Source organism: Streptomyces sp. NPDC028711, from assembly GCF_055565415.1.
The window spans coordinates 665949-686449 of record NZ_JBVHUJ010000004.1; the positions used below are offsets into that span (position 1 = coordinate 665949).

General features: G+C 69.1%; 14 protein-coding genes. 13 read left to right on the forward strand and 1 reads right to left on the reverse strand.

The genetic code is table 11. From position 1 onward, the window contains the following. Nucleotides 1–79: 79 nt before the first annotated feature. The 13 genes from ACZ4VK_RS17645 (at nucleotide 80) to ACZ4VK_RS17705 (ending at nucleotide 18208) form a co-directional block, all read left to right on the forward strand. Nucleotides 80–2545, forward strand: coding sequence for an ABC transporter family substrate-binding protein (locus ACZ4VK_RS17645; protein WP_468353164.1), 2466 nt, complete (start codon nucleotides 80–82; stop codon nucleotides 2543–2545). Between the two features lie 338 nt (nucleotides 2546–2883). After that, on the forward strand, nucleotides 2884–4785 hold the full coding sequence (typA, locus tag ACZ4VK_RS17650; protein ID WP_468353166.1) for a translational GTPase TypA: 1902 nt from the start codon (nucleotides 2884–2886) through the stop codon (nucleotides 4783–4785). A gap of 480 nt (nucleotides 4786–5265) precedes the next feature. Then, nucleotides 5266–6903 carry a peptide ABC transporter substrate-binding protein gene (locus ACZ4VK_RS17655; protein ID WP_468353168.1) on the forward strand — a complete coding sequence of 546 codons (1638 nt, stop codon included), beginning with the start codon at nucleotides 5266–5268 and terminating at the stop codon, nucleotides 6901–6903. Between the two features lie 171 nt (nucleotides 6904–7074). After that, nucleotides 7075–8007: an ABC transporter permease gene (locus tag ACZ4VK_RS17660; RefSeq protein WP_468353301.1), complete on the forward strand. Its 933-nt coding sequence runs from the start codon at nucleotides 7075–7077 to the stop codon at nucleotides 8005–8007. Then, nucleotides 8000–8950: an ABC transporter permease gene (locus ACZ4VK_RS17665; protein WP_468353170.1), complete on the forward strand. Its 951-nt coding sequence runs from the start codon at nucleotides 8000–8002 to the stop codon at nucleotides 8948–8950. Before ACZ4VK_RS17660 ends, ACZ4VK_RS17665 begins: the two co-directional genes overlap by 8 nt. Nucleotides 8951–8964: 14 nt before the next feature. After that, nucleotides 8965–10023, forward strand: a complete 1059-nt coding sequence (locus ACZ4VK_RS17670) for an ABC transporter ATP-binding protein (RefSeq protein WP_468353172.1) — start codon at nucleotides 8965–8967, stop codon at nucleotides 10021–10023. Next, nucleotides 10016–11125, forward strand: a complete 1110-nt coding sequence (locus ACZ4VK_RS17675) for an ABC transporter ATP-binding protein (protein WP_468353174.1) — start codon at nucleotides 10016–10018, stop codon at nucleotides 11123–11125. Before ACZ4VK_RS17670 ends, ACZ4VK_RS17675 begins: the two co-directional genes overlap by 8 nt. A 175-nt stretch (nucleotides 11126–11300) precedes the next feature. Then, a complete protein-coding gene (locus tag ACZ4VK_RS17680) occupies nucleotides 11301–12929 on the forward strand; it encodes a peptide ABC transporter substrate-binding protein (protein WP_468353176.1) in 1629 nt (542 codons plus the stop codon). Nucleotides 12930–13036: 107 nt separating this feature from the next. Next, on the forward strand, nucleotides 13037–13960 hold the full coding sequence (locus ACZ4VK_RS17685; protein ID WP_468353178.1) for an ABC transporter permease: 924 nt from the start codon (nucleotides 13037–13039) through the stop codon (nucleotides 13958–13960). Continuing rightward, entirely contained in the window at nucleotides 13953–14939 is a 987-nt protein-coding gene (locus ACZ4VK_RS17690) for an ABC transporter permease (RefSeq protein ID WP_468353179.1), read from the forward strand. Before ACZ4VK_RS17685 ends, ACZ4VK_RS17690 begins: the two co-directional genes overlap by 8 nt. Before the next feature lie 6 nt (nucleotides 14940–14945). Next, nucleotides 14946–15929 carry an ABC transporter ATP-binding protein gene (locus tag ACZ4VK_RS17695; RefSeq protein ID WP_468353181.1) on the forward strand — a complete coding sequence of 328 codons (984 nt, stop codon included), beginning with the start codon at nucleotides 14946–14948 and terminating at the stop codon, nucleotides 15927–15929. Further along, nucleotides 15922–17091, forward strand: a complete 1170-nt coding sequence (locus tag ACZ4VK_RS17700) for an ABC transporter ATP-binding protein (RefSeq protein WP_468353183.1) — start codon at nucleotides 15922–15924, stop codon at nucleotides 17089–17091. Before ACZ4VK_RS17695 ends, ACZ4VK_RS17700 begins: the two co-directional genes overlap by 8 nt. 178 nt (nucleotides 17092–17269) lie before the next feature. After that, nucleotides 17270–18208, forward strand: coding sequence for a hypothetical protein (locus tag ACZ4VK_RS17705; RefSeq protein ID WP_468353185.1), 939 nt, complete (start codon nucleotides 17270–17272; stop codon nucleotides 18206–18208). Nucleotide 18209: 1 nt separating this feature from the next. On the opposite strand, the gene ACZ4VK_RS17710 is transcribed toward ACZ4VK_RS17705, so the two are convergent. Further along, nucleotides 18210–20378, reverse strand: a complete 2169-nt coding sequence (locus ACZ4VK_RS17710; protein WP_468353187.1) for a S9 family peptidase — start codon at nucleotides 20376–20378, stop codon at nucleotides 18210–18212. Between the last annotated feature and the right edge of the window lie 123 nt (nucleotides 20379–20501).

Consider the following 20501-nt stretch of genomic DNA (forward strand, 5'->3'; position numbering starts at 1 on the left):
TGCTCCGTCCTTTTCAGTGTATGAGCAATAGGTGTGATCATCTCCAAATGGAATGAATCTGGACGAAGGGGTACAAGTCATGTCCCAGATCGGCGCCCCTCGCGGGAGGACATGCTCCAGGAGCCCCCGCTCCCGCACGCTCCGCTCCGTCGCCACCCTGACCAGCGCCGTCCTCGCCGTCACCGTCCTCGCCGGATGCAGCTCCGGCGACGAGGACGACGGGGCCCCGGCCGCGGCCCAGGACAACGCGCCCGCGGCGCGTGAGCAGGTCGCCGACGGAGGCACCCTGCGCTGGGCCGTCGACGCGCTGCCCACCACCTTCAACACCTTCCAGGCCGACGCCGACGGCACCACCTCCCGGATCGCGGGGGCCGTGCTCCCCTCGCTCTACACCCTCGACGAGCGGGGCAGACCGCGGTTGAACCCGGACTACCTGGAGTCCGCGCAGGTCGCCGAGACCGAGCCCAAGCAGGTCGTCCTCTACAAGCTCAACCAGCAGGCGGTGTGGAGCGACGGCCGCGAGATCGGGGCGCCCGACTTCGTGGCCCAGTGGCGGGCGCTGAGCGGCCGCGACACCGCGTACTGGACCGCCCGCAACTCCGGCTACGAGCGGATCGAGAAGATCGAGCGGGGCAAGAGCGACCTGGAGGTACGGGTCACCTTCTCCAAGCCCTACGCCGACTGGCAGTCCCTCTTCACCCCGCTGTACCCGAAGGAGGTGATGGGCTCCCCGAACTCCTTCAACGACGGAGCCCGCACCACCCTCAAGGCCACTGCAGGACCGTTCCTGCTCAAGGCGACCGACCGCAAGAGCGGCGACGTCACCCTCGCCCGCAACCCCCGCTGGTGGGGACAGCCCGCCAAGCTCGACAGCATCGTCCTCAAGGCCGTCCCCCGCGCCGACCGCGCGGACGCGCTCGCCGCCGGCACCCTCGACCTGGCCGAGATCGACCGGTCCACCGCAGAGCGGATCGCCCTCGCGCTCCGCGACACCCGCGCCGGGCGCAACGGCGCCCAGGCCGCCCTCGCCCACGGCCCCGGCTCCTCGATCACCCCCTCCAAGGCCCTGGAGTCCTGGGCGCTCGCCCATGGGTCCGACGAGGAGAAGGCGGAGGAGGTCCGGGCCGCCCGCCAGAAGAACCAGGAGGCGATCGCCCGGTACGCGAGCGCGCAGGACCACCTGGCGAAGTACGTGGTCCGCAAGTCCCTGGAGCCCGCCTACACCCAGCTCTCCCTGAACGGCGAGTCCGGACCGCTCGCCGACGAGCGGGTACGTCGTGCGGTGGCGCGGGCCATCAACCGCCAGGAGCTCGCGGAATCCGTCCTCAAGCCGCTCGGCCTCCCGGCGCATCCTCCCGGCAGCCACCTGGCCCTCGCCGGGCAGGCGGCGTACGCCGACAGCAGCGACGCGCTCGGCGACCAGGACACCGAGGAGGCGCGGGCCCTCCTCGCCGACGCGGGCTGGGTCCCGGGCGGCGCGGCGAAGAAGCCGGCGAAGGCGGGCAGCGAGGCCGAGAAGAAGGCCGGAGAGAAGAAGGAGGAGGGGGAGAAGGCCGGCGAGAAGACCTCCTCCGAGAAGGCAGCCGACAAGAAGGCGGCGGAGAAGAAGGCGGCGGACGAGAAGGGCAGCGACACCGCCTCCGACGAAGGCCTCTACATCGTCGGCGACGACAAGCCGGGCGAGACCACCGGCGACGACAAGCCGGCCGGGACCACCCGCGACGACAAGCCGGCCGACCGCCGCACTGCCCCCGTCGTCGCCGCCCCCGCCCCCGAGACCGGCACCCACGTCCTCGCCCCCGCCCCCGCCGCCGCACGCCAGAGCGCCGCGCTCCTCGCGCGGGCCGAGGCCCTCGACACCGGTACGGGCTCCGGCGCCCGCGCCGGTCACCCCGTCGTCAGGACCGACAAGGGCGTCGCCGGGGCCTACGCCCCACGCGGCACCGCCGCCCCCGCCGCCGTCCCCGAGACCAGCCGCGCCCTCGGCAAGGACGGCAAGGCGCTCAGCCTCCGCTTCGTGCTGCCGTCCGGCCCCGGCTCCGAGTCGCTGCGCGCGGTCGGCGACCGGATCGTCCGGATGCTCGACGCGGTCGGCATCCGTACCGAGGTCACCAAGGTCTCCGACGACAGCTTCTTCAAGGACCACGTGGCCTCGGGCGACTACGACCTGGCCCTGTACTCCTGGCCGGCCTCCGCCTTCCCGGCGACCGACGCCCGGCCGATCTTCGCCAAGCCCGAGCCGGCCTCCGACGGCTCGCTCCTGGTCGAGCAGAACTACTCGCGGGTCGGCACCGATCGTATCGATCAACTGTTCGATCAGGCGGCGGGGACGCTCGACGAGGAGGAGGCCCGCGAGCTGGTGCGCCAGGCCGACGCCCGCATCTGGGCCGCCGCCGGCTCCATCCCCCTCTACCAGCGGCCGCAGCTCGTCGCCGCCAAGGCCGATCTGGTGAACGCCGGGGCCTGGGGTCTGGCCGGTCCGCGCTACCAGGACATCGGCTACAAGAAGGCCGCATCCGCCAAGGGTGCGGAACGAAACCGCTGAAAGCTCTGAAACCGCAGGTCACAACCTCAGAAGCAGCTCAAGTTCCTTGCCCGCCGGTGATCCCGGCGGGCAGGATCGCGTCGGCCGCTTGACCCGGCCCGTCCACTGTCACTCCGCAGTAGCCCCGCCCGTGCACCGCCGTCGTACCTCTGTCGTACCTCCGTCGCGCCGCACCCCGGGCGCGACGGTGAACCCCCCAGTAGACCCTCTCGGATCCGGGCGGGGAAGCCCCTTGCGCGGCAGCCCCGTACCATAGGACATAGCCGTGGCGCGTCCGCCCGGCGGGCGTACGAGGAACTGACGCCGCATCCCACGATCCGAGAGAAGCGCAAGCACCCATGCCCACGCGCCACGACATCCGTAACGTCGCCATCGTCGCCCACGTCGACCATGGCAAGACGACCATCGTCGACGCCATGCTCAAGCAGGCCGGTGCCTTCGCCGCCCACCAGCAGCTCGACGACCGCATGATGGACTCGAACGACCTGGAGCGTGAGAAGGGCATCACGATCCTCGCCAAGAACACGGCGGTGAAGTATCACCCCAAGGACGGCGGGGCCCCGATCACGATCAACATCATCGACACCCCCGGTCACGCCGACTTCGGTGGCGAGGTCGAGCGTGGTCTCTCGATGGTGGACGCGGTCGTCCTCCTCGTGGACGCCTCGGAGGGTCCGCTCCCGCAGACCCGCTTCGTGCTGCGCAAGGCGCTCCAGCAGCGCCTGCCCGTCATCCTCTGCATCAACAAGACGGACCGCCCGGACTCCCGGATCGACGAGGTCGTCAACGAGACCTACGACCTCTTCCTCGACCTGGACGCCGACGAGGACCAGATCGAGTTCCCGATCGTCTACGCCTGCGGCCGTGACGGCGTCGCCTCGCTGACCAAGCCGGCCGACGGCACCGTGCCGGCCGACAGCGACAACCTGGAGCCGTTCTTCTCCACCATCCTGGAGCACGTCCCGGCCCCGGTGTACGACGAGGAGGCCCCGCTCCAGGCCCACGTCACCAACCTGGACGCCGACAACTTCCTCGGCCGTATCGCGCTGCTCCGCGTCGAGCAGGGCGAGCTGCGCAAGGGCCAGACGGTCGCGTGGATCAAGCGTGACGGCACGATCTCCAACGTCCGCATCACCGAGCTGATGATGACCGAGGCGCTCACCCGCAAGCCGGCCGAGGTCGCGGGCCCCGGTGACATCTGCGCCGTCGCCGGTATCCCCGACATCATGATCGGCGAGACCCTGGCCGACCCGGAGAACCCGATCGCGCTGCCGCTGATCACGGTCGACCAGCCGGCGATCTCCATGACCATCGGCACCAACACCTCGCCGCTCGTCGGCCGCGGTGGCACGGGCAAGGGCGCGGACGCCAAGTCCGCGGTCAAGCAGCGCAAGGTCACCGCCCGCCAGGTCAAGGACCGTCTGGACCGCGAGCTCATCGGTAACGTCTCGCTCCGCGTGCTCGACACCGAGCGCCCGGACGCCTGGGAGGTCCAGGGCCGTGGTGAGCTCGCGCTCGCCATCCTGGTCGAGCAGATGCGCCGCGAGGGCTTCGAGCTCACCATCGGCAAGCCGCAGGTCGTCACGAAGATGGTCGACGGCAAGGTGCACGAGCCCGTCGAGCGCCTCACGGTCGACGTGCCCGAGGAGCACATGGGCGCGGTCACGCAGCTCATGGGCGTCCGCAAGGGCCGCATGGACAACATGTCGAACCACGGCTCCGGCTGGGTCCGCATGGAGTTCGTCGTTCCGTCCCGTGGCCTCATCGGCTTCCGTACGGAGTTCCTCACCAACACCCGCGGTACGGGCATCGCCCACTCGATCCACGAGGGCCACGAGCCGTGGTTCGGCACGCTGACGACCCGTAACAACGGTTCGCTGGTCGCCGACCGCGCGGGCGCCGTCACCGCCTTCGCGATGACGAACCTCCAGGAGCGCGGTGTCCTGTTCACCGACCCCGGCACCGAGGTGTACGAGGGCATGATCGTCGGCGAGAACTCGCGCTCCGACGACATGGACGTGAACATCACCAAGGAGAAGAAGCTCACCAACATGCGCTCCGCCTCCGCCGACTCCTTCGAGGCGATCGTCCCGCCGCGGAAGCTGTCCCTGGAGCAGTCGCTTGAGTTCTGCCGCGACGACGAGTGCGTCGAGGTGACCCCGGAGGCCGTGCGCATCCGCAAGGTCATCCTGGACCAGAACGCGCGTGGGCGTGCGACTTCCCGCGCCAAGAACGGCTGAGTAAGGTCGCATACGGCCGAGTGCGGCGGGGTAGGTCATCGACCTGTGATCTTCGCCGCTCTCCGCTGACATGACGTCAGCACCGAGCCCGGACCCCCACAGACACCTGTGGGGGTCCGGGCTTTTCGTCAAGTTCCGTCAACTCCATTTCGGAGGCCAGGTGTCCGCATATCGGCCATCGCTCTCCGGTACGTGTGTTAACGGTCCGTTTCGCGGGTGTCTGTCTGTGATCAGTTTGTCCGGATTTCGGTATCCGAGGGTGTAGTGATGTTGTCAAACCGAGACCACTTAAGTGTGGTTTACGGCCCGGACGTACTTAATAGTTGGCTCCATTGAGCTCGGGTCAATGGGTCACGCACTGTGGGGAGTGCCGACTCACGAGCACACTCGGGGTACTTGAGTCCAAAGCCGTCAGGGGTGTCGGCAGAACTCGGAGTGCCCCCCTTGTAGTGACAAAAGTGGACTCATGAGGAGGAACCCATGCGCGGTGCCAAGAGCGCCAAGTGGGTAACGGGCGCGATCATCGTTGCCCTTGCTGCGACCGCCTGTGGCGGGGGTAAGAGCGACAGCGGCGACGCCAAGGGCGCTGTTGACCCGAACGGGATCTTCTCCGTGGAGCTGGGCGAGCCTGAGAAGCCCCTGTACACCGGTGACACGATGGAGTCCAACGGCTCCGCCGTGATGGCCGGCCTGTTCTCGACCCTGGTCGACTACAAGGCTGACGGCTCCCTGGAGATGATCAACGCCGAGTCGGTCACCACGACGGACTCGAAGACCTGGACCGTCAAGCTCAAGCCGGGCTGGACCTTCCACGACGGCACCCCGGTGACCTCGAAGTCCTACGTGGACGCGTGGAACTGGAACGCCAACGTCAAGAACGCCATGGGTCTGAACTCGTGGTTCGCCGACATCAAGGGCTTCGAGAAGCTCAGCCCGGCCGAGGAGGGCGCCAAGCCCACCGCGGACAAGCTGGACGGCCTGAAGATCGTCGACGAGAACACCTTCACCATCGAGCTGTCGAAGGCCGTTCCGTACTTCGGCCACAAGCTCGCCTACATCGTCTTCGCCCCGCTCTCCGAGTCCTTCTACAAGGACACGAAGGCCGCCGGTCAGAAGCCGGTCGGCAACGGTCCCTACAAGTTCAAGAGCTGGGACCACAAGAAGAAGATCGAGATCGTCCGCTACGACGACTACAAGGGCCCGAACAAGGCGAAGAACGGCGGTGTGGTCTTCAAGAACTACACCACCCTCGAGGCCGCGTACGAGGACCTGAAGTCCGGCAACGTGGACGTCCTGCGTCAGATCGCGCCGAAGGACCTCCCGGTCTACCGCCAGGACCTCGGCGACCGTGCCGTGGACCAGCCGTACTCCGCGATCCAGACGATGGCCGTCGCCTTCTACGCCGACCAGTGGAAGAAGCCGAAGCAGATCGACCCGCGCGTCATCCAGGGTCTGTCGATGGCGATCGACCGTGCCACCATCACCAAGACGGTGCTGCAGGGTACGCGTGAGCCCGCGACCGGCTGGGTCGCCAAGGGTGTCCTGGGCTTCCAGGAGGACGGTGGCGCCGGCGTCACCAAGTTCGACCCGGCGAAGGCCAAGGACCTGATCAAGGCCGGCGGCGGCGTCCCCGGCAACAAGATCTCGATCCAGTTCAACGCCGACGGTGGCCACAAGGAGTGGGTGGACGCTGTCTGCAACTCCATCACCCAGGCCACGTCCGTCCAGTGTGTCGGCGACGGCAAGCCGGACTTCCAGGCCGACCTGACCGCTCGTAAGACGAAGCAGGTCAAGTCGCTCTACCGCTCCGGCTGGGTGCTCGACTACCCGGTGAACGCCAACTTCATCTCGGACCTGTTCCGCACGGGTGCGGCGGGCAACCAGGGCGACTTCTCCAACAAGGCGCTGGACGCCAAGATCGCCAAGGCTGACTCCGCGGCGACGCTCGACGAGTCGGTCAAGCAGTTCCAGGCCATCGAGAAGGACCTGGTCAACTACATGCCGTCCATCCCGCTCTGGTACTACAAGGTCAACGCGGGCTACTCCGAGAAGGTCTCGGGCGTGGCTTACGGTCAGGACGGCGACCCGATCCTGACCGGCGTCGAGGTCAAGAAGTAATCACCCAAGCGTAGTCCGCACGCCGTCTCGGGACTGACGGATCGTCAGTCCCGTCTCGGTGCCTTACGCAGTGGCTGGGGGGCCCTTCCACGACATCACCGTGCCCGGAAACGGGCCGGTCCGTCGCGGGAGGGCCCTCGGCTGCGGCCGTCACATCTCAACGGAGGCATGATGGGGCGCTATGTCGCACGACGACTGCTCCAGATGATCCCGGTCTTTTTCGGGACAACCCTGCTGATCTTCCTCATGGTCTACAGCCTGCCCGGTGACCCCGTGGCCGGACTGTTCGGCGACAAGGGCGCTTCGCCCGCCACCATCGCGGAGATCAGACACAAGCTCGGTCTCGACCAGCACATCCTGAAGCAGTACTGGGACTACATCAGTGGGATCCTCTTCCACTTCGACTTCGGGACACAGATCCGCAACGACCGTCCCGTCACCGAGGTGCTGGGGGACGCGTTCCCCGTCACGCTGCAGCTCGCAGCGCTCGCCTTCGCCGTCGAGCTGATCTTCGGCATCGGCCTCGGCGTCATCGCAGGTCTCCGCGCCGGCCGTCTGGCCGACAACGCCATCCTGATCTTCACGCTGCTGATCATCTCGATCCCGGTCTTCGTGCTCGGCTTCATCATCAAGATGGTGTTCGCCTTCCAGCTCGACTGGATCGCACCGAACGTCAGCAACGACCAGCTGCTCTCCGAGATGATCGCTCCGGCCATCGTCCTCGGCGGCCTCTCCCTCGCCTACGTGGCACGGCTCACCCGCACGTCCATGGCGGAGAACCTGCGCGCGGACTACATGCGCACGGCCGTCGCCAAGGGCCTGCCGAAGCACCGTGTCATCGGCGTCCACCTGATGCGCAACTCGCTGATCCCGGTCGTCACCTTCCTCGGTACCGACATCGGCGCCCTCATGGGCGGCGCGGTCGTCACCGAAGGCATCTTCAACGTCAAGGGTGTCGGTGGTCTGATCTACGAGTCGATCACCCGGCGCGAGGGCACCACCCTCGTCGGCCTCGTCACGATCCTGGTCGTCGTCTACCTCATCACCAGCCTGCTCATCGACCTGCTGTACGCGGTCCTGGACCCGAGGATCCGGTATGCCTGACGTGACCAAGACCGCGACCGCGGCCGCCGAGGACGCCGTCGCCACCCCCTCGGTGGACGTGTCCGAGGCCAAGGCCGAGAAGGCCCGCAGCCTCTGGGGCGACGCGTGGAGCGACCTGCGCCGCAACCCGTACTTCCTCGTGTCGTCGGTGCTGATCTTCTTCCTGCTGCTGATCGCCGCCTTCCCGAGCCTGTTCACCAGCGCCTCGCCCACCACCGGTGACCTCGTCAACCACTACGTGGGCAAGCCGGAGCTCGGCGACATCGGCTCCGCGGGCTGGCTCGGCTACGACATCCAGGGCCGTTCCGTCTACGCCCGACTGATCTACGGCACACGTGCCTCGATCATCGTCGGCATCGCCGTCACCGCGATCGTCACCGTCGTCGGCGGCATCACGGGCATGATCGCCGGCTACTTCGGCGGCTGGATCGACGCGCTGATGTCCCGGATCACCGACATCTTCTTCGGCATCCCGTTCCTGCTCGGCGCCATGGTCGTCCTGCAGGCGTTCGTCGACCGCACCGTCTGGGTCGTCGTCTTCGCCCTCGCCTTCCTCGGCTGGACGCAGATGGCCCGCGTCATGCGCGGCGCCGTGATCACGGTCAAGCACGCCGACTACGTCCACGCGGCGAAGGCCCTCGGCGCCGGCACCGGCCGGATCCTCTTCCGGCACATCCTGCCGAACGCCATGGCCCCGGTGATCGTCGTCGCGACCATCGCGCTCGGCGGCTACATCTCGGCCGAGGCCACCCTGTCCTACCTGGGCCTGGGTCTTGCCTCCCCGACCGTCTCGTGGGGTGTCGACATCTCCGCGGGTGTTCAGGCGATCCGTACGTCGCAGCACATCCTGCTGTACCCGTCGATCATGCTGAGCCTCACCGTTCTGGCGTTCATCATGCTCGGCGAAGCCGTCCGCAACGCCCTCGACCCCAAGCTGCGCTGAGGAGGGCGTAAAAGATGAGCATCATCGACAAGACCGCGGCCGTCCCCGCGCCGCGCGACGGATCCGACCACAACGGTCCGCTGCTCGAAGTCCGTGACCTGCACGTCGAGTTCCACACCCGTGACGGTGTGGCCAAGGCGGTCAACGGTGTCAACTACTCGGTGAACGCCGGCGAGACCCTCGCCGTCCTCGGCGAGTCCGGCTCCGGCAAGTCCGTCACCGCGCAGGCCATCATGGGCATCCTCGACATGCCGCCCGGCAGGATCCCGCAGGGCGAGATCCTGTTCCGCGGCCAGGACATGCTGAAGATGGCCGAGGAGGACCGGCGGAAGATCCGCGGCCGGAAGATCGCGATGATCTTCCAGGACGCGCTGTCCTCCCTCAACCCGGTCCTCAGCGTCGGCTACCAGCTCGGCGAGATGTTCCGGGTGCACCAGGGCCTGTCCAAGAAGGACGCCAAGGTCAAGGCCATCGAGCTGATGGACAAGGTCAAGATCCCCGCCGCCGCGGCGCGGGTCTCCGACTACCCCCACCAGTTCTCCGGCGGTATGCGCCAGCGCATCATGATCGCCATGGCGCTCGCCCTGGAGCCGGACCTGATCATCGCCGACGAGCCCACCACGGCTCTCGACGTGACCGTCCAGGCCCAGGTCATGGACCTCCTCGCGGAGCTCCAGCGGGAATACAACATGGGCCTGATCCTGATCACCCACGACCTCGGCGTCGTCGCCGACGTCGCGGACAAGATCGCCGTGATGTACGCCGGCCGGATCGTCGAGCAGGCGCCGGTCCACGAGCTGTACGGCCGCCCGGCCCACCCGTACACCCGGGGTCTCCTCGACTCGATCCCGCGCCTGGACCAGAAGGGCCAGGAGCTCTACGCGATCAAGGGCCTCCCGCCCAACCTGCTCCGCGTGCCCTCCGGCTGCGCCTTCAACCCGCGCTGCCCCAAGGCCGACGACATCTGCCGTACGGAGATCCCGGCCCTGGCGCCGGTCACCGAGCAGGACGGCGCGGATCTCCCGGGCCGTAAGAGCGCCTGCCACTTCTGGAAGGAGACGATCCATGGCTGACCTCAGCAAGAACGACGAGGCCGTGGCCGCATCCGAGGCGGAGGCCGTAGCCGCCATCGAGGCCCCCGTGGGTCGCGGCGAGCCGATCCTCCAGGTGCGCGGACTGAAGAAGCACTTCCCGCTGACGCAGGGCATCCTCTTCAAGAAGTCCGTCGGCGCGGTCAAGGCCGTGGACGGGGTCTCCTTCGACCTCTACCAGGGCGAGACCCTCGGCATCGTGGGCGAGTCCGGCTGTGGCAAGTCCACGGTCGCCAAGCTCCTGATGAACCTGGAGCGGGCCACCGCCGGCGAGGTCTTCTACAAGGGCCAGGACATCACCAAGCTGTCCGGGCGCGCGCTGAAGGCCGTCCGCCGCAACATCCAGATGGTGTTCCAGGACCCGTACACCTCGCTCAACCCGCGCATGACGGTCGGCGACATCATCGGGGAGCCCTTCGACATCCACCCCGAGGTGGCCCCGAAGGGCGACCGGCGCCGCAAGGTGCAGGAGCTCCTCGACGTCGTCGGTCTCAACCCGGAGTACATCAACCGGTACCCGCACCAGTTCTCCGGCGGTCAGCGCCAGCGCATCGGCATCGCCCGCGGCCTCGCGCTCAACCCGGAGATCATCATCTGCGACGAGCCGGTGTCGGCCCTGGACGTATCCGTCCAGGCGCAGGTCATCAACCTGATGGAGAAGCTCCAGGACGAGTTCAACCTCTCCTACCTCTTCATCGCGCACGACCTGTCGATCGTCCGGCACATCTCGGACCGCGTCGGCGTCATGTACCTCGGCAAGATGGCCGAGATCGGTACGGACGAGCAGATCTACGAGCACCCGACGCACCCCTACACCCAGGCGCTGCTCTCCGCGGTGCCGGTGCCGGACCCGGAGGCCCGCGCGCACCGCGAGCGGATCATCCTCACCGGTGACGTCCCCTCGCCGGCGAACCCGCCATCGGGCTGCAGCTTCCGCACCCGTTGCTGGAAGGCGCAGGAGAAGTGCTCGCAGGAGACGCCGGTCCTCGCGGTCCCGCAGCGCTTCCAGGGCCAGGACACCCCGGCCGCGCACTTCTCGGCCTGCCACTTCGCCGAGGAGAAGCAGGTCGTCCCGGTGCACTGACGTGTTGAGCGCGTGACACGACGAAGGGCGCCCCGATCCGTACGTACGGATCGGGGCGCCCTTCGTCGTGTCACGGAGACCGGGGAGTCCATCCGGTCGTCGTTAAAGTGCACCCCCTTCCATATCGGGTGATATTGGGGCCTAAGTCATGCTTAGGACATTCGGGAGGCACTCCATGCGCGGAGCCACGCACGCCAAGTGGGCCGCTCTGGCCACCGCCGTCGCCCTCGCGGCGACCGCCTGCGGTGGCGGCGACGACAGCGGCGGCGGCGGAGGTGCCGACGGCATCGTGAGTTCCTCGTGGGGCGACCCGCAGAACCCGCTGGAGCCCGCCAACACCAACGAGGTCCAGGGCGGCAAGGTCCTCTCCATGATCTTCCGCGGGCTCAAGCAGTACGACCCGAAGACCGGCGAGGCCAAGGACATGCTCGCCGAGAAGATCGAGACCACCGACTCGACCAACTTCACCATCACCGTCAAGGACGGCTGGACCTTCTCCAACGGCGAGAAGGTCACCGCCAAGTCCTTCGTCGACGCCTGGAACTACGCCGCCCATCTGAAGAACAACCAGAAGAACGCCTACTTCTTCGGCCAGATCGAGGGCTACGACAAGGTCCACCCCGAGAAGGGCGAGCCGACCGCCGAGACCCTCTCGGGCCTCAAGGTCACCGGGCCGCAGACCTTCACGGTCAAGCTCACCCAGAAGTTCTCCACCTGGCCCGTCACCCTCGGCTACGCCGCCTTCGCACCGCTCCCCAGGGCCTTCTTCGACGACCACGCCGGCTGGCTCTCGAAGCCCGTCGGCAACGGCCCGTACACCGTCGACTCGTACTCCAAGGGCTCCCAGATGGCCCTCAAGCGCTGGGACGGCTACCCCGGCACCGACAAGGCGCAGAACGGCGGTGTGACCCTCAAGGTCTACACCGACAACAACACCGCGTACACCGACCTGACGGCGGGCAACCTCGACCTCGTCGACGACGTGCCCGCCTCCCAGCTCAAGAACGTCGAGGCCGACCTCGGCGACCGGTACATCAACGTCCCCGCCGGCATCATCCAGACCCTGTCGTTCCCGTTCTACGACGCGGCCTGGAACAAGCCGGGACAGGAGAAGCTCCGCCAGGGCCTCTCCCGGGCCATCGACCGCGCCCAGATCACCGAGACGATCTTCCAGAAGACCCGCACCCCCGCTGTCGACTGGACCTCCCCGGTCCTCGGCGAGGACGGGGGCTTCAAGGACGTCTGCGGCGACTTCTGCAAGTACGACGCGGCCGAGGCGAAGAAGCTGGTCGCGGAGGGCGGCGGCATCCCCGGCGGCACCATGAAGATCTCGTACAACGCCGACACCGGCTCCCACAAGGAATGGGTCGACGCGGTCTGCAACTCCATCAACCGGGCTCTCGGCAACGACCGCGCCTGCGTCGGCAACCCCGTCGGCACCTTCGCCGACTACCGCAACCAGGTCACCACGCAGAAGCTCCAGGGCCCCTTCCGCGCCGGCTGGCAGATGGACTACCCGCTCATCCAGAACTTCCTGCAGCCGCTGTACTACACCAACGCCTCGTCCAACGACGGCAAGTGGACGAGCCCCGAGTTCGACAAGCTCATCGACCGGGCCAACGCCGAGCCGGACACCGCGAAGGCCGTCGGGATCTTCCAGGAGGCCGAGGGCGTCCTCCGCGACGACATGGGCGCCATCCCGCTCTGGTACCAGAACGGCAGCGCCGGCTACTCGGAGCGCGTCTCCAACGTCTCCCTGAACCCCTTCAGCGTCCCGGTCTACGACCAGATCAAGGTCGACTGACGCCGTAGCAGGCCGAAGGCGTACGGCCCGGCCCGCGGACCCCCGCGCCGGGCCGTACGCCTTCCTCACACCGTCCCCCGGAGCCAACCCTTCCCCCGGAGCCCCTCATGGGTCGTTATGTGATCCGGCGACTGCTGCAGATGATCCCGGTCTTCTTCGGCGCCACGCTGCTGATCTTCCTGATGGTGAACGTGATGGGCGATCCCATCGCCGGACTGTGCGGCGACCGCCAGTGCGACCCGGCGACCGCCGCCCAGCTCAAGAAGGAGTTCGGCCTCGACAAGCCCGTCTGGCAGCAATACCTGACCTACATGGGCAACGTCTTCACCGGCGACTTCGGCACGGCCTTCAACGGCCAGGAGGTCACCGAGCTGATGGCGAACGCCTTCCCGGTCACCATCCGACTGATGATCGTCGCCATCCTCTTCGAGATCGTCATCGGCATCAGCCTGGGCGTCGTGACGGGCCTGCGCCGGGGCCGCCCCGTCGACACGCTGGTGCTCGTCCTCACCCTGATCGTGATCGCGATCCCGACGTTCGTCACCGGCCGCCTCATCCAGCTGGTCCTGGGAGTGAAGTGGCGCTGGATCGACCCAGCGGTGTCGTCGGAGGCGACGTTCGACGAACTCATCGTGCCGGGCCTCGTCCTCGCCTCCGTGTCCCTCGCCTACGTCATCCGGCTCACCCGGACCTCGACGGCGGAGAACAAGCGCGCCGACTACGTACGCACCGCCCTGGCCAAGGGGCTCCCCAGGCGCCGGATCGTCCTCAAGCACCTGCTGCGCAACTCGCTGATCCCTGTCGTGACCTTCATCGGAACGGACATCGGCGCCCTCATGGGCGGAGCCATCGTCACCGAGCAGATCTTCAACATCCACGGCGTCGGCTACCAGCTCTTCCAGGGCATCCTCCGGCAGAGCACCCAGACCGTCGTCGGCTTCGTGACCGTCCTCGTCCTGGTGTTCCTGCTCGCCAACCTGCTGGTCGACCTCCTGTACGCCGTCCTTGACCCGAGGATCCGCTATGCCTGAGCAGCCTCAGCCGTTCGACGACGGCCGCGCGATCGACCACACCGGAGCCGGAGCCGGAACCGACCTCGCGATGGACGAGGGCGAGAGCCTGGAGAAGACGCCCGGCGGCCCGGAGGGCACGGGCCCCGACCGGAAGGCCCGCTCGCTCTGGTCCGACGCCTGGCGCGACCTGCGGCGGAACCCGGTCTTCATCATCTCCGGCCTGATCATCCTCTTCCTCGTCGTGATCTCGCTCTGGCCCTCCCTGATCGCCTCCGGCAACCCGCTGGACTGCGACCTCTCCAAGGCGCAGGAAGGCTCCCAGCCGGGCCACCCCTTCGGCTTCAACGGCCAGGGCTGCGACGTCTACACCCGTACGGTCTACGGGGCCCGCACCTCCGTCACCGTCGGCGTCCTCGCCACCCTCGGCGTGGCCCTGCTCGGCTCGGTCCTCGGCGGCCTCGCCGGATTCTTCGGAGGCGCCTGGGACGCGGTCCTCTCCCGCATCACCGACGTCTTCTTCGCGATCCCCGTCGTCCTCGGCGGCCTGGTCCTGCTGTCCGTCGTCACCAGCAACACCGTCTGGCCCGTCATCGGCTTCATGGTGCTCCTCGGCTGGCCGCAGATCTCCCGCATCGCCCGAGGCTCCGTCATCACCGTCAAGCAGAACGACTACGTCCATGCCGCCCGCGCGCTCGGCGCCTCCAACTCCCGGATGCTGCTCCGCCACATCACGCCGAACGCCGTCGCCCCGGTGATCGTCGTCGCCACCATCGCCCTCGGCACGTACATCGCGCTCGAAGCGACCCTGTCGTACCTCGGCGTCGGCCTGAAGCCGCCGACCGTGTCCTGGGGCATCGACATCTCCTCGGCGTCGCAGTACATCCGCAACGCGCCCCACATGCTGCTCTGGCCCTCCGGCGCGCTCGCCATCACCGTGCTCGCCTTCATCATGCTCGGCGACGCCGTCCGCGACGCCCTCGACCCCAAGCTGAGGTAGGGACCCATGCTGCTCGAAGTGCGCGACCTGCACGTGGAGTTCCACACCCGGGACGGGGTCGCCAAGGCGGTCAACGGGGTCGACTACTCCGTCGACGCCGGCGAGACCCTCGCCGTCCTCGGCGAGTCCGGCTCCGGCAAGTCCGTCACCGCCCAGGCCGTCATGGGCATCCTCGACATGCCCCCCGGGAAGATCACCCAGGGCGAGATCCTGTTCCAGGGCCAGGACCTCCTGAAGCTCAAGGAGGAGGAACGGCGCAAGGTCCGGGGCGCCAAGATGGCGATGGTCTTCCAGGACGCCCTGTCCTCGCTCAACCCCGTCCTCAGCGTCGGCGACCAGCTCGGCGAGATGTTCCAGGTCCACAAGGGAATGTCACGGAAGGACTCCAAGGCCAGGGCCGTCGAACTGATGGACCGGGTCCGCATCCCCGCCGCCAAGGAACGCGTCGGCCAGTACCCTCACCAGTTCTCCGGCGGCATGCGCCAGCGCATCATGATCGCCATGGCGCTCGCCCTCGAACCCGAGCTGATCATCGCCGACGAGCCCACCACCGCCCTCGACGTCACCGTCCAGGCCCAGGTCATGGACCTCCTCGCCGAGCTCCAGCGCGAACTCCACATGGGACTCATCCTCATCACCCACGACCTCGGCGTCGTCGCCGACGTCGCCGACAAGATCGCCGTCATGTACGCCGGCCGGATCGTCGAACGCGCCCCCGTCCACGAGATCTACAAGGCCCCCGCCCACCCCTACACCAAGGGCCTCCTCGAATCGATCCCGCGCCTGGACCAGAAGGGCCAGGAGCTGTACGCGATCAAGGGCCTGCCGCCCAACCTGCTGAACATCCCGCCAGGCTGCGCCTTCAACCCCCGCTGCCCCCTCGCCAGGGACCGCTGCAGGACCGACGTACCCCCGCTGTACGAGGTGACCGAGTCCCCCGTGCCGCGCGCCAGCGCCTGCCACTTCTGGAAGGAGTGCCTCCATGGCTGAGTCGACCGGGACGACCGGGGCGACCGGGGCGACCGGGGCGACTGGGGCGACCGGGTCGTCCGAGGCGATTCTCGAAGTCCGGGGCCTCCACAAGCACTACCCGCTCACCCAGGGCATCCTCTTCAAGAAGCAGGTCGGCGCCGTCAGGGCGGTCGACGGGGTCGACTTCGACCTCGCCGCGGGAGAGACCCTCGGCATCGTCGGCGAATCCGGCTGCGGCAAGTCGACCGTGGCGAAGATGCTCGTCAACCTGGAGCGGCCGACGTCCGGCTCGATCCGCTACAGGGGGGAGGACATCAGCAGACTCTCCCCGCGCGCGCTCAAGGCCGTCCGCCGCAACATCCAGATGGTGTTCCAGGACCCGTACACCTCGCTCAACCCGCGCATGACGGTCGGCGACATCATCGGCGAACCGTACGAGATCCACCCCGAGGTCGCCCCCAAGGGCTCCCGCCGGCAGAAGGTCCAGGACCTCCTCGACGTCGTCGGCCTCAACCCCGAGTACATCAACCGCTATCCGCACCAGTTCTCCGGCGGCCAGCGCCAGCGCATCGGCATCGCCCGCGGCCTCGCCCTCCAGCCCGAGATCATCGTCGCCGACGAACCCGTCTCCGCGCTCGACGTCTCCGTCCAGGCCCAGGTCGTCAACCTCCTGGAGAACCTCCAGACCGAGTTCTCCCTGTCGTACGTCTTCATCGCCCACGACCTGTCGATCGTCCGGCACATCTCCGACCGCGTGGGCGTCATGTACCTCGGCCGGATCGTCGAGATCGGCACCGACACCCAGATCTACGACCACCCCACCCACCCCTACACCCAGGCGCTGCTCTCCGCCGTCCCGGTCCCCGACCCCGAGGCGCGGGCCCACCGCGAACGCATCATCCTCACCGGCGACGTCCCCTCCCCGGCCAACATCCCCTCCGGCTGCCGCTTCCGCACCCGCTGCTGGAAGGCCCAGGAACGCTGCGCCCTGGAGGTCCCGCTCCTCGCCGTCCCCGCGGAGTTCCGGCTCACCGACAGCCCGGCGAGACACCCCTCGGCCTGCCACTTCGCCGAGGAGAAGCAGGTCGTCCCCCCGGAACACGACACGGACGAACACGGCACGGACGAGCCCGACACCCCACCACGACGCCGCTTCTTCCGGAAACCCGAAACGCCTTAACACCCGGGCAACTTGACGGAAGCGGATCCGATATACGAACACCCCACACTCGACAACGTACGGCCGTGCGGGTGCCGTAGCCGGCCGGGACGTTCTTGCGCCCCGGCCGGCTGTCCGTCACCGGTGGGAAACGCGGAACCGCTTGTTTCGGCGGATGGCGACCGAGAGTATCGGGACCGTGACTGTGACACGACCGGCACGTCTCACGGGCGCCGCGCTCTGCGCCGCGCTCGCCCTCATCGCCGCCGTGTGGATCCTCAAGGACCTCGCCGCGCTCGGCTCACCCGCCGACCTCGCGTGGTACTGGGCGGGGGACCACCACTTCCTCATCCGGGGGCGGTCCGCCACCTCCCTCGTCGACCCGGTGCTCCTCGCCGTCTCCGCCGCCACCGCCGTCGCCGCCCTCCGCTCGCGCCACGCGGCCTCCGCGCTCGCCGCGACCGGCGCCGTCACCCTCGCCCTGCGCCTGCCCGGACTGTGGGCGCCGACGAGCGGGGCCCTCGTCACCGCGTTCCTCGAACTGGCCCTCGCCGCCGGTCTCGTCATCACCGCGGCCGTCGGCCGCCGCCCCGTCACCGCCTCGTACGAGCAGCCGGCCACGCGCCCGCGTACCGGCCCCGCGATCACCGCCGGGATCCTGCTCGCCGTCGCCACGCTCGTCACGGTCCTGTGGGAGCTGTACTGGGCCACGGAACTGCCCCTGGAGATCACCGTCGACCGGTTCATCGGCGGCCGGTCCGTCCTCAAGGCGGCCCTCGCGCCCCCGCCCGGCTGGCTCTCCCTCGTCCTCGCCGCCCTGTACGGCACGGCCGCCGTCTCCGCCTTCGTACGGGCCCGCCACAGCCGGTCCTACGGGCTGCTCGCCGGGGTCTTCCTCACGGCCGGCGGCATCGCCGAGATCGCGCGGACCGCCCGCTACGAACTCGTCGGCCATTTCGCGGACATCGGAACCGCCGCACAGATGGACGTCCTCAGCGCCTTCTTCGGACTGCTCGCCGGAATCGCGGTGCTCGCGCTCCTCGCCGGGCGCGGCGCCCCCGCCACCGCACCCGGCCCCTACCCGCCGGCCCGGATGCCTCCCCCCGCGCCGCCCTACCCGCCGCCGCCCGGCTGGTGACTCAGCCCTCCCCCGGCAGGCCCAGGGACCGCCTCAGGAAGTCCACCTGGAGCAGGAGCAGGTTCTCCGCGACCTGCTCCTGCGGCGTCATGTGCGTGACCCCGGTCAGCGGCAGCACCTCGTGCGGCCGGCCGGCGGCGAGGAGCGCGGAGGAGAGCCGAAGGGCGTGCGCGACCACCACGTTGTCGTCCGCGAGACCGTGGACGATCATCATCGGCCGCACCGGGACCTCCGGCGCCGACAGGCCGTCGTCGGTGAGCAGCGACGTCGCCGCGTACACCTCCGGATCGTCCTGCGGGGTGCCCAGGTACCGCTCCGTGTAGTGGGTGTCGTACAGCCGCCAGTCCGTCACCGGCGCACCCGCGACGGCCGCGTGGAACACGTCGGGCCGCTGGAGCACCGCCCGCGCCGCCAGGTACCCGCCGTACGACCAGCCGCGGATCGCGACCCGCCCCAGATCGAGCGGGAAGCGCCCGGCGAGCCCCTGGAGCGCCTCCACCTGGTCGTCGAGCGTCGGCGAGAAGTCCCGCGCGATGGCCTTCTCCCAGGCGGGGGAGCGGCCCGGCGTGCCCCGCCCGTCCGCCACGACCACCGCGAAGCCCTGGTCGGCGAACCACTGGGACGTCAGATGCGGATTGTGGGCGGCGACCACCCGAGGCCCGTGCGGACCGCCGTACGGATCCATCAGGACCGGCAGCGGCCCGTCCCCCTCCTCGTACCCGGAGGGCAGCAGCACCGCGCACGGGATCCGCCGGGCGCCCGCCTCCGTGAGCCGCACCCGGGCGGTGATCACCGGCTCCTTGGCGTACGAGGCCACCACCGCGACCTGTTCGCCGTCCCGCAGCACCCGCGCCACGCTCCCCGGGGCCTCGGGCCGCGCCGACACGAGGACGGTCACCGGCCCGGACCGCACCGCGCCGTGCACCCCGACGCCCCCGGACAGCCGCTCGGCGCCCGCGCCGGTCACCCGGTACACATGGACCTCGCCCGTCTCGGGGTAGGCCGCGTCCGCGCCCGCCGAAGCGGACACGAGGACGTCCTCGTCCCCGATGTCGAGCACGGCCCGCACATGCAGCCCGGCACCGGTGAGCGTCTCATCGCCGATGGCCAGGGCACGGGCCCCGCTCTCGTCCGTGACGCGCACGAGCCGCCCGTCGGGCGCCCACGCCGGTACCCCGGGCAGCAGCTCGAGCCACACCGGATCCGCCTCCTCCCGTACGGTCCTCGTCTCCCCGGACTCCGCGTCCACCGCGAGGAACAGCTGCTCGCGCTGGTCCCGTGCCTGGACGAGGAGCAGGGGAGGCCCGGCCGCCGACCAGTGGACCCGCGCCAGGTACGGATACCGCTCCCGGTCCCACCGCACCTCCGTACGAGCCCCGTCGAGGCCCACGACGAACAGCCGCACCTCCGCGTTGTCCGTGCCGGCCGCCGGGTACGCCACCGGCTGCGGCTCCCGGTCCGGGTGCGCCGGGTCGGAGATCCACCAGCGCCGCACCGCCCGGTCGTCCACGCGGGCGACGAGCAGCCGGTCCGAGCCGGGGGACCACCAGAAACCCCGCTCCCTGCCCATCTCCTCCGAGGCGATGAATTCGGCCAATCCGTAGGAGACCTGACCGTCCTCGGGGGCGGCCAGCTCCCGGTCGCCCGCACCGTCCGCGCCCACCACCCGCAGCGCGCCCTCCGTCACGTACGCCACGAGCCGTCCGTCCGGCGAGGGCCGGGGGTCGATCACCGGTCCCGGCACCGGCAGCTCCCGCGCCGTCCCCGCCCGCAGCTCCGCCGTGAACAGCCGCCCCGACAGGGCGAACGCCGCCAACTCCACGGCCCCGTCCACCGCGTACGACACCACCCCGGCCGAGCCCTCCCGGCTCCGTTCCCGGCGCGCCCGCTCCTGCGGCGACAACTCCTCCTCCGCCCCCGCGAGCAGCAGCTCCGGGTCGGCCGCCACGCGCTCCGCGGGCGGGCCGCCGTCCCGGGGCAGATCGAGGACCCAGAGCCGGTGCGAACGGTCCGTCCCCGAGGCGGACCTGACGAACACCACGCGCTCCGCGTCCGGGGAGATCGAGAAGGCACGCGGGACCCCCAGGGTGAACCGCTGGGTCCTGGCGTGCTGGCGGGGGAAGGAGAGCCCGGCCGAGGGTGTGGCCGACTGCTGTCGAGACAAGGTCATGCGGCTGAAACTAGCGCTGTGCGCCCCCCTCGTGCCTCTGTCCGCCGATCGATGCGGCCGCACGGATAGTTATGATCCGTAGCGCTAGGTGGGTATGCATCCGACCGGCATGCCCCCTGGCAC

Bases quoted from the DNA above. Each gene is read 5' to 3' on its own strand.
- ACZ4VK_RS17645 (WP_468353164.1), top strand. From the start codon at position 80: ATGTCCCAGATCGGCGCCCCTCGCGGGAGGACATGCTCCAGGAGCCCC.
- typA (WP_468353166.1), top strand. From the start codon at position 2,884: ATGCCCACGCGCCACGACATCCGTAACGTCGCCATCGTCGCCCACGTC.
- ACZ4VK_RS17655 (WP_468353168.1), top strand. From the start codon at position 5,266: ATGCGCGGTGCCAAGAGCGCCAAGTGGGTAACGGGCGCGATCATCGTT.
- ACZ4VK_RS17660 (WP_468353301.1), top strand. From the start codon at position 7,075: ATGGGGCGCTATGTCGCACGACGACTGCTCCAGATGATCCCGGTCTTT.
- ACZ4VK_RS17665 (WP_468353170.1), top strand. From the start codon at position 8,000: ATGCCTGACGTGACCAAGACCGCGACCGCGGCCGCCGAGGACGCCGTC.
- ACZ4VK_RS17670 (WP_468353172.1), top strand. From the start codon at position 8,965: ATGAGCATCATCGACAAGACCGCGGCCGTCCCCGCGCCGCGCGACGGA.
- ACZ4VK_RS17675 (WP_468353174.1), top strand. From the start codon at position 10,016: ATGGCTGACCTCAGCAAGAACGACGAGGCCGTGGCCGCATCCGAGGCG.
- ACZ4VK_RS17680 (WP_468353176.1), top strand. From the start codon at position 11,301: ATGCGCGGAGCCACGCACGCCAAGTGGGCCGCTCTGGCCACCGCCGTC.
- ACZ4VK_RS17685 (WP_468353178.1), top strand. From the start codon at position 13,037: ATGGGTCGTTATGTGATCCGGCGACTGCTGCAGATGATCCCGGTCTTC.
- ACZ4VK_RS17690 (WP_468353179.1), top strand. From the start codon at position 13,953: ATGCCTGAGCAGCCTCAGCCGTTCGACGACGGCCGCGCGATCGACCAC.
- ACZ4VK_RS17695 (WP_468353181.1), top strand. From the start codon at position 14,946: ATGCTGCTCGAAGTGCGCGACCTGCACGTGGAGTTCCACACCCGGGAC.
- ACZ4VK_RS17700 (WP_468353183.1), top strand. From the start codon at position 15,922: ATGGCTGAGTCGACCGGGACGACCGGGGCGACCGGGGCGACCGGGGCG.
- ACZ4VK_RS17710 (WP_468353187.1), bottom strand. From the start codon at position 20,378: ATGACCTTGTCTCGACAGCAGTCGGCCACACCCTCGGCCGGGCTCTCC.